Source organism: Paraeggerthella hominis (genome assembly GCF_021044775.1).
Taxonomy (GTDB): Bacteria; Actinomycetota; Coriobacteriia; order Coriobacteriales; family Eggerthellaceae; genus Paraeggerthella; species Paraeggerthella hominis.
Window position 1 is genome coordinate 37,788 of sequence record NZ_JAJNOQ010000013.1, and the last position, 12,997, is coordinate 50,784.

Below are 12,997 nucleotides of genomic sequence, written 5' to 3' on the forward strand. Positions count from 1 at the left end.
ATTGCAGGCCAACGCTGCACCTTAATCTTGAATATACTTCGAAAACGACTCGATCAGCTCATGGCGCACGCACGCCAGCACCGAATCTCCGTTATACAGAATGGAATCGCGCGTGGGAATGGAACTGGCCGATCCGTCTCCGCGCTCGAACGCCACAATGCGGATGTCGTGATCGCGCTCCAGCTCGGACACGCGAATGGTGCGCTTATCCGACCAGCTCAGGTCAAGCGAAAAGCGCAGCACTTCGAACTCCCCGAACGTGTCCAGGTGCGCACCGTGCCCCGACACCACCTTGCTGAACACGTCCTCGGCCACAAGCGACGTGCCGCACACGTAGTCAATGCCCAACTGCATGTACGCGCGTTCGTGGTCGGGATTGTACAGACGCGCGATAACGTGAGGCACGCCGAACAAACGGCTGCCCACCTCGGCGCACATAAGATTCGTGTTGTCGAACTGAGTAACCGCCGCCACAACGTCGCAATCCTCCACGCCGGCCTTTATCAGCGTCTCTTCGTCGAAGCCAACCCCTTGCACGGTGGAACCGTTGAAGTTGCGGCCCAGGTTCGCAAATGCATCGGCATTGCGATCGATCACGCACACGTTGCTGCCGTTGTCCGACAGCATGTTTGCCAGCTGAGAACCGACGCGGCCACAGCCTACGACGATCACGTTGCTCATACCAGTCCTTTCGTCTGCGCCCAAGGCGCACTTTCCTGCAAGCACCCAGCATACTGCAATAACAAGATAACGGAACGAAACGGTAGCGAAGAGGTGAAGCGGCAAGCGAAACGGAAGGGCGAGCACAGCGCCTCGATCGTTGCCTCGCTTCGCGCACGGGGCGGGCTCGCGAGCCCGCAACAAGCGAAACGCCGCCTTTCCGGCGGCGCTTCGATTAGATCATCTTCATTTGCGTAAGCGTTTTATTGAACCAGTCCATGTAAGTAGGAGGACAATACTTCTGCGCGTTCGCTACGGTGATGGAATACCCGTAGTTGCTAGCCAAACCCGCAACGTGCGCGTTGATGGACTCTTCCCAACTGCTCCACGCAACCGAGGACATCCACCCCCAAGCGTTGTAGGGCTTGAAGCACGCAGAGCCCTTCGAGCTTTCGGTATTGGAGATAGCGGGTGACCAGCGAGGATCAACGCCATGGACCCAAGCAGCTTCCGCGAACGTGGCACCGTGCCCAAACAAGGGAGAACCGGCCAGATACGCGTCGATGCGGCCGCTCCATTCGGCCACGAACGCCTCGTGGCCCACCGACCAGTCAACGTCGGAAAGGGAAGCCAGCGCATCTGCGGCACCCTCGCGAGCGGCGCGAGCCTGCTGCTCGGCCTTCGCAGCCTCTGCGGCGGCAATGCGAGCCGCCTCTTCCTTCCGAGCGGCCTCTTCGGCGGCAAGGCGAGCCGCCTCCTCTTCCGCCTCTATGGCAGCGATGCCCTGGGATATATCGCGCGAAGCCGTGCTGGTAAGCACCGTGGACTCGCGAGCGTCAGAATCGGCGGCCTCCGACGAAAAGCCGTAGTCCGTCGCAGACGCAGCCGTGCTTACCGAATCAATCCCGAACGAATCTATATCATGAGAAGCGCCGCTACCCGCGGAGGCAAAGCCGAAGCCAATGCACCCAGCCAGCACGCACGATGCGCAGCCAACCGCAGCGATTTTGGCAGCTATGTTCGACTTCCGTTGTTTAGTGCGTTTCACCGTCAAAACTTCAATAACCTTTCGTTACACAGCGCACGACCCCTTACCGCTTAGGCGGTTGACAGCGTAGTAGATTGTAAGAGGGATTGCTGCCTGGAGGGCGATATGCTGTTGTGGTACAAGACATTTTAGCGGACAAGGGGGCTATAGGGCAAAAAAGTGTGGAGACACCCTACATCATTTGTTCGCTTGACAAAAATTCGCTTTGCAAAACCGCAGGTCGCAATGCGTTCGATTGAAAAATCGAACAAGCGAACGAAATGTGCAGATGCGGGCGAACGGTAAGTGCTCCGCTAGCTAAAGCCGAATAGACCACTCTAGAACGTCTCCGTTGAGCAAATCGAATTCGCGTTCCTTCAACAGCATCTGAATATGGTATTCGCGCCCGTACGGAGCCATGAACACGATCTCGGTCGTAGGGCCGGGTATGGAATACCACAGCACCCCCACCGTGCAGAACGCCGCGAAGCAAGCGCCCGCAAGCAAATTCATCATGGAAGATTTAAGCGTTGCCGAAAACACCGCGAACGCAAGCGTCATGAGCAGCAGGGGCCACAGGTAAACCAGCATGGGAACGATGGATTCCCAAGCAACGATGCCCAAACTCATGGTCAACGCCATCGAGCCTATGCAAAAGCACGCAAGCCCCTCCACGAACTTGCGCATGCGGCGCCCGGGGGTTCCCGGAACAACCATGCCCACAATTCCCAAGATGACAAAGAAGAGCGGTGCGTACTGCCACCACGCGATATCGCGAACGAACGTCACCGCCATCGCGACGATGCCGGTAAACAGCAAAAACGAGCCCAGCCACAAAGCGGCTCGAACGCCTGCTTCAGACGCCTCCTTCGGAGGATCGACGGGATGGTGGACCACCGGTTGCGGGACCCGCTTCAACGGCGCGGCCGCAGGAGGCTCGGGAGGCACGTGCGCAGCGCCCGTATACGATGGCGCCGAATAGCGCCAACCCGCTGCCTGGGCCGGCGTGTTCGACCGCGACGGACCCTGCCCGGTCGAACCGTATCGACTGCCGAAGTCCACCGTTCCGTACGTGTCGGAATGAACCGATTGGGGTTTTACTTCAAGCGGTTTCACTATTTTAGGAGCCTTGGGAACCACGATCCACATCGCAAGATACGCCAAGCCAAGCAAGCCCCCGGAAGCGAGCGTAAATGCAGCTGCCAAGATGCGAACAACAAGCGGGTCCACGGAAAAATAGTCGGCTACGCCGGCGCAAACACCCGCTATAAGCGCATCGCGCGAACGATACAGCTGCCTTCCTTGCGTCACGCTTCCTCCCGGCCTAGTTCCTCACATGAGCATTCAGAGGAATCGGGCTGGGCTTTCAGGCGTTCAGCGCGCACCGACAAGATGCGGCGACGGCGCATGGACAAGATCTTGAATCGGTAGCCGTCGTGATCGAACTCATCGCCGGTTTGAGGAACGGAGTCGAGCATGTTCATCAACCAACCGGCAATGGTCTCGTAGTCTGCGGACTCCTCGACCGGCCACCCCAACTCTTCGGCATCTTCTACCGGGAAACGCCCGTCGACCACCCAGGTGTCGCCACTCGCTTGCTCCACGAACGGATTCTCTCGGTCCGACTCGTCAATGATCTCGCCGACGATCTCCTCCACGATGTCCTCTACGGTAATTAAACCATCCGTTCCACCGTACTCGTCCACGACAATGGCCATCTGTTGCCTGTTCGTTTGCATTTCCGCAAGCAGCGGGTAGATGTCTTTCGTCTCTGGAACGAACAGCGCTTCATACGCATAAGAAGAGACCGGATCAGCGCCCTTGGAATCCATGAACGGACCCATGAGGTCCTTGTAATGAACGATGCCCACGATGTGATCGATGTCCTCGTGATACACGGGAAGGCGCGAGTACCCCGTGCCGTGCATGCGTTCGAGAGCCTGCTGCACCGTTTCCGTATCCTCGACCAGAATCATGTCCACGCGCGGCTGCATGATCTCATGCACGCTCATGTCCCCCAGATTCAGAATGTCGTGGATCATGCGCTTCTCGTCTTCAAGCAGCTCGTCGTTGTCCGTGACCATGTACTTGATCTCTTCTTCGGACACGGTTTGACGCTCGTCGGCGTTCTTGACGCGCAGCAGCTTGGACAATCCGTTAGCAGAAGCCGACGTGAGCGTGACCAGCGGCGAAGCGATCTTGGCGAACACCATAAGCGGGCCCGCCACCGCTTTGCTCATGCCCTCCGCATCGGCAAGGGCAATGCGCTTCGGGACAAGTTCGCCCACCACGATGCTGAGGTACGACACCACCAGCGTGATGACCACGGGAGCCAAGCCGGGCGCAATAGCCGTAAGCCACGCCACGTTGAAGCTGGCAAACCACGAAGCCAAAGGCTCGGACAGGTTCGTGGCAGCGGCGGCCGAGGCGAAAAAGCCGACCAGCGTGATGGCCACTTGGATGGTTGCCAAAAACTGGCTGGAATCGCTGGCCAAGCTGTACGCGCGTTCCGCTCGTTTGTCGCCTGCTTCCGCTTCATGCTGCAGCAGCACCAACTTGGCGTTCACCAACGCCATTTCGGACATAGAAAAGTATCCGTTGACCAGCACGAGCAAGAATGTGACGATAATGCTTATCCAGATATCCATGCTGCTTCCTGTTTACATGACGTACAGCGCAATAGCCAAAAACTGCAAAACGCTGCCGGCAAGAACCCATAGATGAAAAATCGAATGCATGTAGGGAATCTTCTTCAGGACGTAGAAGATGCACCCGATGGAATAGCACACGCCGCCGCCCACGAGCAGCCACAGGCCTTGCGCGGGGATAGCCGAAACCAGCACCGGCAAAAACCACACGACGCACCAGCCCATGAGCAAATACAGCAGCGCCGAAATCCAACGGGGACGAAACACCCAGAACGCTTCGCACGCCACGCCGGCCAACCCGACCGCCCACACGAACAAGCACAGCCACATGCCACCGTGATCTGCAAGAGAGATCAGGCAAAACGGCGTGTAAGAACCCGCAATAAACAGGTAGATGCAACTGTGGTCGAGAATCTTGAACACTTTCTTCGCACGATCGACCGCAATGGCGTGGTAGAGCGTGGACATGGTGTATTCAAGCAGCATGGTCAGGGTGTACACAAGGGCGGCGAACAGATACACGCCGCCGCCGTCATCGAGCGCGCGCACCACCAAGATGGGGATTGCGGCGATGGCCAGCAAAGCGCCGATGCCATGCGTGATGGAGTTGGCGATTTCCTCGCCAAGCGTGTACTCCCGCACGTTGCGAGCCTTGTTCACCGCGCTAGCCGACGTGTTCGAAACCTTGTGGCGGTCGCGGCGCATGCTGGCGAAATTATCGGGCTTGAACTGCGAAGGCGTCCAACCGGGAGCCGGAGGCTTCGCGGAAGAGTCCCCCGGGGCATCGGGCCGCGCGTCGGCAGTGCCGGACTCCGTGCTTCGGGGGCTTTGTTTGTCAGATGTCGCTTGGGTATCCATAGCTCTACTGTATCACATTTCCATGGGGCTTGATCCATTCGAGCCAATCTTGCGCATCCTCGACGCGCGCATCGATCAAGCGAATGGTAGTCCCTCCGATGCCCGCCGCCGTGCGGGCGTTAACCGTAGCGGTGCCGGCTCGACGCTGGAAGGGGTTCGTCTTCGTATAGCCGAACTGGATCTTCTTGCGAGGGAAGCTGATGGTCTCGCGCGCCAAACCGCCGTTGCTCACCTGCATGAACCGATCGTTGTACGCGAATCCCGAGCCGCGGAACCACAAGATAGACCCCGCAACGTCGAACGCGAACAGCGCCACGCACAGCGCATAGCCCGCCCACGCACCCGCGTTGACGAATCCGAGGGACGCAGCCTGCGCCGGATCCGCCGGATTTGCGGCGATGTTGACGGCGATATGTCCGGCAGCAATAACAACAGCCAGCCAGAAGCCCGTGCCCTGCAACAGACAGCGTCGGATGAGCGCGCGCCTGAGCGCAACGGGAGCAACGGGCGTGGTCTCAACCGGCACGTCGGCAAACTCGGGGGCGATGCCGGCCAAGATCTCCGGCACGCGGTTGAGCTTCACGAACGGGTGGATGACGACGCCCTGCGGGGCAAGCCCCTGCTGCTGCTCGTCCGAGCCTTCCGCAGCCGCGTCGATCTTGCCCAACGATATCTCGCAATAGCCGATAAGCCGACGAATGAAGCTCTGCTTCACCATGATCGACTGCACGCGGTCGACGTCAACGCCCTGGAACTGATGCTGCAGCAGACCGCGCTCAACCTCGATGCGGCTACCGCGACGGCACGCACGGAACCCGCCGTACGAAAGGCAAGCACCAACCGCCGATATGGCCCAGATCACAACGGACCCTACGAAGAACGCAGCAACGCCCAGTGCGATCAAGTTGCCCCCGAACAAATGCGTGCCCAGCGTGACCGCTTGATCGACCATCGGCTCCGCCGCACCGGAAAACAAGGAGGCAAGCTGGCTGACAGCGCCGAAGGCGCCCAGAACAACCACCCAAAACGCCGTGTGGTTCGACAGGCCCGTGAAAACAAGCTCTTTGTTGGACAGGCCGTATTCGTAGCTGACAGCGCCGGTATCGACGTGCTGCCCACCGAACACGCCGCGCACGTCCTGCCAGATCTCGGCAGGAGCATCCAGCACGTTGGACGCAGGCCGATCCGCAGCAACTCCCGTCGCACCGGGAACAAGCACGCCGGTTGCCGCCGCAACGGCTTGGGCGGCAGCCTCGGGAGCCGCCCCGTTCTGCACGGCAACCGCGAACTGCTTGCGCGCAAACAGCTCTCTGCGCAATTCCTCGGCGCGCGTTTTCTGCACGTAGGGAACCTGAACCGCCTTGTTGGCCGCGCCGCCGGCCGTATCGATGCTCACCGTGCACACGCCGAAAACGCGCTGCATAAGGGTGGCTCGCTGATCGACGGACTGTATGCGCTGGTAAGGAACGTGGACGCGCTTCTTGTTGAAGATGCCCGAATACAGGTTGAATTCCTCGGCCCCCAGTTCGTAATACAGATGCTTGTACGACCACCACTGGATAAGCCCTATCAAACCCACCAGAAGAACGAAGCCGACAACGCTCGCGCCCAGGACGAACAGCACCAAGGGAACGCTGCCCGGACCAAACGCCTGCCCGTCGGCAAGCACTCCGATAATGGACGAGAACGAAGTGAACGCCATGACTACGAGCAGCGTGACGGCCACCTGGATGCTGTTCAACCAGATATAGCTATGGTGCACATGATGGCGTTGGGGCTCATCGGCCTGGGGCTGGGGTTGCGTCGGTTCGGACGGAATCGTTTGCTGCTGGAAGTCGGACATCACACGTCCTCCTGCGCCAAGCGAGCCAGCTCGGCGGCTTTGTCGCGCAGCTGCTCGGCCGTATCGGCGTCAAGGCCGGGAATCTCGTGTTCCCCCGCAGCCGTAGCAACGGTGACGCTCGCCAAGCCAAACGCGCGCAGGATGGGTCCTTGACGCGTATCGGTGTTCTGCACGCGAATGAACGGAATAATGTAGCGCTTGCGCCAGACGATGCCCTTCGCAATGTCCAGATAGTCATCCGACAGCTCGTAGCGCCAGCGCATGAAGCGAATGGGCGGCAAGACGATCAGGCACAGGATAAGCGACGCCGCGTACACGGCGGCGATAGCCGCCAAAACGACGAAGATCCAAGGAGACGCATCCGTCACCGCCGCTATCGCAAACGGCACGAAGCAGCACAGGAACACGACGGTAAGCCACACTGCGTCGTTTATCCGCCACACCGACTTGATTTTCGGATTGAGTTGATTGACCGGCAATTCTTTCATGGAGGTCCTTTTGCTCGTTATAGCTCTAACACTGGAATCCATCATACCAGAGCGGTCAAAAGGCTCCGACGCTATATCCCACCCTGTAACGAGGTTTTTGCACAAGGCACCAAGGTGCGTCCGCGAAATGCAGCGCCGACAGGACCGGCAGCGCTGCCGGCGCCGCCAATGCTGCGTCTTATTGTAAACTTTACCTCGACCAGCTATGATGCGCCTGGGGAATCTCTCTACGCGATCTTCGTTCGGAACGCTGCATCGCGCTGCTCCCTCCGCGTTCCTCGCCGAACGCGGGCGCATCGGGAAAGGAACTTCATGGAGAATCACGCCGTCGCACGTCGCTTCGCCTCTCGGCAAGCCGGAACCGCAGGCTTCACGCTGGCGGAATTGCTGGTAGTCGTAGCCATCGTGCTCGTGCTGGTGGCCATTGCCGTGCCCGTGTTCACCGGCGCGACCCAAAGCGCCGAGGAAGCCGCTTGCGCCGCCAACCGACGATCGCTGAAAGTCATGGTGGCCGACAACTACCTGCTGACGGACGAAACGCCCACTCAAAGCATGCTGGACGGATACGTCGCCCAGCTCAAGGAGGGCAACGGCAACCACGATCTGTGCCCCGCGGGAGGATCTTACAGCCTGGCGCTGGGGAAGGAACCCGGAAACATGGTGGTCAAATGCTCCAAGCATGGGCTGAGCTCCGAAGACGCCATGGTCAATTGGCTGGGCGGTCAAACATGGACCGGAAAGACGGATGATGAGTATCGACAAAACTACGCAAAAGCAGCCGGCATAACGGAATGGCCTTCGGTGCAGTCGACGGACGACAAAAAGACGTACTACCTGCAGTTCAAAAGCTACGACAATTCCGCCGCCCACGTGTTCCTGTACGCGGGCCCCGAAAAGCGCATAAGCGAAGGGGATCGATGGAAAGCCAAGTACATCTGCGACAACAACGGGCTGGTGGGCGAAAAGGGCCAATGGTACGAACTGCCCGCAGAAGAGAGCATCGCAATGTCTGGAAACGGAGCCGAGAATGCGCTGAGAAATCTTCTGCAAAAAGAGGGCATCAGGAAAGTCACTCTGGAAAACGAAAAGTTCGTAGCGGTTTCGCAGTAAGGTATACTCGGACACGAACGACGGCCGCAAGCGAAAGAGGAAGCGCATGAACTACGAGGAACTGCAAAACGAGATCAAAGCAGCCATGAAAGCAAAGGACAAGCCCCGCCTGTCGATCCTGCGCCAAGTGCACGGCGAGATCAAGAACATCGAGGTGAACGAACGCCGCGAGATCACGGACGCCGATGTGGACGCCATGCTCAAGCGCCTGATCAAGCAGACGAAGGAAACGCTCGACGGATCCATCAAAGCAGGAAACGACCAAGAGCGCACCGACACGCTGACCGCTCAGGTCGCCGTGCTGGAGAGCTATCTGCCCAAGCAGGTGGCAGGCGACGAGCTGGCCTCTTTGATCGACGAGGTGCTTGCAGAAACGGGCGCATCGTCGAAAAAGGATATGGGGCGCATCATGGGCGCCCTCACGGGAAAGACCGGCGGCAACTTCGACAAGGCAGCGGCCGCCCAAATGCTGGGCCAGAAGCTGTCCTAGCGCGCAACCATCGAGCGCCGCGGTTCGTACTGAAACGAACCGCGGCGCTTCTCATGTTCTAGTAGTACAGTCCCAGCAAACGCTTGAGCTCGATGTTCCAGGCATCCTGGTCGACCTTCCACACATCGCCCTGTTGAACAAGCGATATCCCGGAGTAACTGGTCGTAGTGCCCGTTGACTTCGCCATGGAGGAAGCGTAGATCTCGCCAAGCTTGGCCTTCATGGCAGCCTCGTCCAAGCCGTCCAGCTGGCCCGAATCGAGCGCCGCCTGGGCGTCGGCCACGAACGCGTTAGCGAAAGCGGTCGCATCGCGCACGGTCACGTTCGCGTAAACGGTTCCGGTTCCGTCACCGTTGTCGTACGCGCCGTCAAGGCTGTAATCGAAATCGGTCAGCATCCATTCAGCAAACGTTTGAGGATCAAGCCCCAGATCAGCCAGCCCGTAATGAGCCGCAGACGCAAAGCTTTTGTCCACGCTGGCCGCAATCTGCTGAATCAACGCAGCATCCTTGTTCTTGAGCCTATCGTATTCAGCCGCGGCAACGGCCTCCATATCGGCCTCGTTCGCGCGGGCGTCCCCCGTCGACAGCGAGGAAAGGTACTCGGTGCTGGTCGATCCCGCCATCAGGTAAGCCATGGTGCCGAAGCTGAACAGAACCAGATAGAGAACAAGCGAAAGCACCGCCAGCACGATTCCGATGATGCCGCAGGCCTTTCCTCCCGTAGCCTTGCCGTCTTTCCCGGACTCCCTGACCGCCTTGCCAGCCAAAACAATGGCCGCCACGCCAAGCGCCACGCCAAGCAAGGGCATCCAAGCGAACAGGATAGCAAGAATGCCGCATGCAAGCGCACCTACCGCTTTGCCGTTCGAGGGCGCATGAACAGGCTGCTGATCAGGAGCCGGCGGCGCAACAGGTTGATTGCCTTCGGGGTTTGGCGGCATGACGGGCTGTTGGGGCTGGTTGGGATTGTTCTCGGTACTCATACTAGTCCTCACGTATTCGGTGTCGTTAAACCCAAGGGGCTGGTTAGGCATTATACCGACGGCACCGCCGATGCAATAGATTCAGGCCGAAGGTTCGCGCCATGCTTTACCGATCGATTCAGTTCTCAAACAAGCAAGAGCGGGGCCGCATGCAACGGCCCCGCTCCAAGAACACCCTGGTCAACATGCCCGCTTGCGGGCGCTTGCCTAGTAGTGTGCCAGATCCTCTTCGGTCACCCGGCCACGGAACGTGCGGTAGATGATAACGTGGTACGCCAGCACCAGCGGCAAGCCAACGCACGTGATTCCGGTCATCCACATAAGCGAAAGCTCGGAAGACGCCGCGCTCATCGCCGTGATGGCGGGACCCACGCTGCCGGCCGACGCAACCACCAGGTTCGGGAACATGGAAGCAGCCAGCAATCCCACCAGCATCGCCGCCGAAACGGACTGGGCAAGAAACGCGCCCAGGTCGCAGTTCTTCTTGAGCGCGAAGAAGATCGACGCGCCGATGCCGCCCAGAACCAAAATCGCGAACATCCAGCGCAGCGCGCCGAGAGCGGGATCCATGGCCGGCTGGATGATGAAGTGGCCGTACACCGACACTGCCGCGAACAGAACCAGCGCAACCACCTGCAACGGCAGGCGCAGCTTCGCCGCGCGAGCCTGAAGGTCGCTTGGCTTGGGAGCCTTCAGCGACAGCCACGTAGCGCCCTGCGCCAAGAACATGGCCAAGCCCAAAAGACCGCACAGGAGCGTGAACGGCGTGATCAGGCCCAGCAGCGGAATACCCGCGTAATCGCCGTTGGCGTCCATGGGGATGCCAGCGTAGATGTTGCCCACGGCCACGCCCAAAAGCAGCGCGGGAAGCAGCGAGCCCACCGTGAAGCAGCCGTCCCACACCTTCCCCCACTGGGGGTCGTGGCCGCGATACTCAAGGGAAACCGCGCGCACGATCAAACCGAACAGCACCAGCATAACCGCAAGGTAGAATCCGGAGAACGTGGTGGCGTACGCCGCAGGGAACGCCGCGAACAGCGCGCCGCCCGCCGTGAGCAGCCACACCTCGTTGCCGTCCCACACCGGCCCGATGCTGCGACGCACGATAGCCTTATCGCGATCGTTCTTCGCAACGAACGGATACAGCACGCCGGCGCCCAAGTCGAATCCGTCGAGCACGAAATAACCAGCGATGAGCACGAAGATCAGCAGGAACCACAGCCCCTGGAAGAACGTGATTTCCATGACTACTCACCTTCCTTCTTCAACGCAGGCTCGACAACGGGGCCTTCCTTGATGAAGCGGCCCAGGACACGCGCCCACGCCACCATCAAGAACGTGTAGACCACCAGGAACAGCACCATGGTAATGAGCAGTTCGACGCTGGAAACCGACTGGGAGATGCCCTCGTTCGTCAGCAGGCTCACGCCATCCGGGCCCGTTGCGGACGGATAGACTACCCAGGGCTGACGCCCGACCTCAGCCGTGAACCAACCGGCCTGGATGGCCAGCATCGGAAACACCGGGGAAATGAGGATCAAGCGCTGGAGCCACTTCATGTTCTTAATCTTGCCGCCGCGCAGCGTGAAGAACAGCGCCAGGAAAACCGTGATGGCGATCAGGCCGAACAGGGCCACCATCAAGTGGTACGTCTGGAACACGAAGTTCACGGGAGCGGTCGACGGGTCGAAGTCACCGTACTTCTCGGACTTGGCAAGATCGTTGAGGCCCTGGAACTCGGTGTCCCACGTGCCCGTTGCCAAGAAGCTAGTGCCGCCCGGAATGTAGAACGGGGTAAGGACTTCCTGTTTCTCTTCGTCGACCCATCCGAACAAGTACAATGCGGGAGCCTCGGACTCGTACATGCCCTCCATCATGGCAAGCTTGGTGGGCTGCTCCTCGGAAACGACCACGGCCGAAGAATGGGCCGTGCCCAGCATCACAACGGTAGTGACAATGCCTACCACCGCGCCAATTTTCATGGTCTTCATGGCGAAGTCGGCATGCTTGCCCTTGAGCAGGTACCATGCGGCAACGGCCATCGCCACGAACGCGCCCACGATAAGCAGCGCGACCACCGTGTGCGAATAGCGCGCCATGAGCGACGGGTTGAAAGCCGCGGCGAAGAAGTCCGTGATGACGGCCTTGGAACCGTCCGCAGCAAGCTCGGCTCCGGCAGGCGTCTGCATCCACGAGTTGGCGATGAGGATCCACAGGGCGCTCAGGCACGACCCGAACCACACGAGCCAGGCCGACACCAGGTAGAACTTACGCGACACGCGATTGCGCCCGAACAGCAGCACGCCCAGGAACACCGACTCCAAGAAGAACGCGAACAGAGCCTCTGCCGCCAGCGGAGCGCCGAAGATGTCGCCCACGAAGCGCGAGTAATCCGCCCAGTTCGTTCCGAACGAGAACTCCATCGTGATGCCCGTAGCCACGCCGACTACGAACGTCGCGGTGAAGATCTTGACCCAGAACTTGGTAGCCGCCGCATCCGCCTGATTGCCGGAGCGGTAGTACCGTGTTTCGTTGATGGCAAGGATAAGTCCCAACCCGATGGTCAGCGGCACGAAAATGAAGTGGTAGGCCGCCGTGCAAGCGAACTGCAAACGCGCCAGAAACGCTGGATCGGTGAAGATATCCATCGCACACCCCCTTACTGTCTCGTCTTGCACCCTCGTGCCGAACGCCCTCTGAAACCATCCGACACCCTAATTGTTACAATATTAACATCATTTACGGAGAAGCGCCAGTACGTTTGCACGGGAATACCGCGCCGACGCCTTGTTTCGAGGGCGAAACAGCCTTGCAGCATCAATATACTCCCCTTTTCGTAAGATATTCGACCTCGTAAGGGAAGCGTAGAACTCGGGGGGGGGGGGTGC

Annotated in this window: 12 protein-coding genes; 2 read left to right on the top strand and 10 right to left on the bottom strand. The window is 59.6% G+C overall.

The genetic code is table 11. The annotated features are described in order from the left end of the window. Positions 1-21 precede the first annotated feature (21 nt). From LQE90_RS11500 to LQE90_RS11530, 7 genes are all read right to left on the bottom strand, one after another. Positions 22-681 carry a potassium channel family protein gene (locus LQE90_RS11500; protein WP_114567857.1) on the bottom strand — a complete coding sequence of 220 codons (660 nt, stop codon included), beginning with the start codon at positions 679-681 and terminating at the stop codon, positions 22-24. Between the two features lie 214 nt (positions 682-895). Continuing rightward, positions 896-1,708, bottom strand: coding sequence for a CMP-2-keto-3-deoxyoctulosonic acid synthetase (locus tag LQE90_RS11505; protein WP_231088320.1), 813 nt, complete (start codon positions 1,706-1,708; stop codon positions 896-898). A 297-nt stretch (positions 1,709-2,005) separates the two neighbouring features. Beyond that, positions 2,006-2,998, bottom strand: a complete 993-nt coding sequence (locus LQE90_RS11510; protein ID WP_216529215.1) for a PspC domain-containing protein — start codon at positions 2,996-2,998, stop codon at positions 2,006-2,008. Continuing rightward, positions 2,995-4,335, bottom strand: coding sequence for a hemolysin family protein (locus tag LQE90_RS11515; RefSeq protein ID WP_216529214.1), 1,341 nt, complete (start codon positions 4,333-4,335; stop codon positions 2,995-2,997). The genes LQE90_RS11510 and LQE90_RS11515 overlap by 4 nt, the downstream gene beginning before the upstream one ends. A 12-nt stretch (positions 4,336-4,347) precedes the next feature. Then, a complete protein-coding gene (gene trhA, locus LQE90_RS11520; RefSeq protein ID WP_216529239.1) occupies positions 4,348-5,040 on the bottom strand; it encodes a PAQR family membrane homeostasis protein TrhA in 693 nt (230 codons plus the stop codon). Positions 5,041-5,197: 157 nt separating this feature from the next. Next, complete coding sequence (locus LQE90_RS11525) at positions 5,198-7,036, bottom strand: PH domain-containing protein (RefSeq protein WP_216529238.1); 1,839 nt, start codon at positions 7,034-7,036, stop codon at positions 5,198-5,200. Then, positions 7,036-7,524: a PH domain-containing protein gene (locus tag LQE90_RS11530; RefSeq protein WP_114567850.1), complete on the bottom strand. Its 489-nt coding sequence runs from the start codon at positions 7,522-7,524 to the stop codon at positions 7,036-7,038. Before LQE90_RS11530 ends, LQE90_RS11525 begins: the two co-directional genes overlap by 1 nt. Positions 7,525-7,836: 312 nt before the next feature. Here LQE90_RS11530 and LQE90_RS11535 point away from each other — a divergent pair, with 312 nt between their 5' ends. Beyond that, positions 7,837-8,634 (top strand): prepilin-type N-terminal cleavage/methylation domain-containing protein, encoded by a 798-nt coding sequence (locus LQE90_RS11535; RefSeq protein ID WP_216529213.1) that lies wholly within the window; start codon positions 7,837-7,839, stop codon positions 8,632-8,634. 46 nt (positions 8,635-8,680) lie between these two features. After that, positions 8,681-9,124 carry a GatB/YqeY domain-containing protein gene (locus tag LQE90_RS11540; RefSeq protein WP_216529212.1) on the top strand — a complete coding sequence of 148 codons (444 nt, stop codon included), beginning with the start codon at positions 8,681-8,683 and terminating at the stop codon, positions 9,122-9,124. Positions 9,125-9,182: 58 nt separating this feature from the next. Here the strand turns inward: LQE90_RS11540 and LQE90_RS11545 are convergent, their stop codons facing one another. The 3 genes from LQE90_RS11545 to LQE90_RS11555 form a co-directional block, all read right to left on the bottom strand. Further along, complete coding sequence (locus LQE90_RS11545) at positions 9,183-10,109, bottom strand: DUF4190 domain-containing protein (RefSeq protein ID WP_216529211.1); 927 nt, start codon at positions 10,107-10,109, stop codon at positions 9,183-9,185. A gap of 207 nt (positions 10,110-10,316) precedes the next feature. Next, positions 10,317-11,354, bottom strand: coding sequence for a cytochrome d ubiquinol oxidase subunit II (gene cydB / locus LQE90_RS11550; RefSeq protein ID WP_216529210.1), 1,038 nt, complete (start codon positions 11,352-11,354; stop codon positions 10,317-10,319). Positions 11,355-11,356: 2 nt separating this feature from the next. Continuing rightward, positions 11,357-12,757, bottom strand: a complete 1,401-nt coding sequence (locus LQE90_RS11555; protein ID WP_216529209.1) for a cytochrome ubiquinol oxidase subunit I — start codon at positions 12,755-12,757, stop codon at positions 11,357-11,359. Positions 12,758-12,997: the final 240 nt, after the last annotated feature.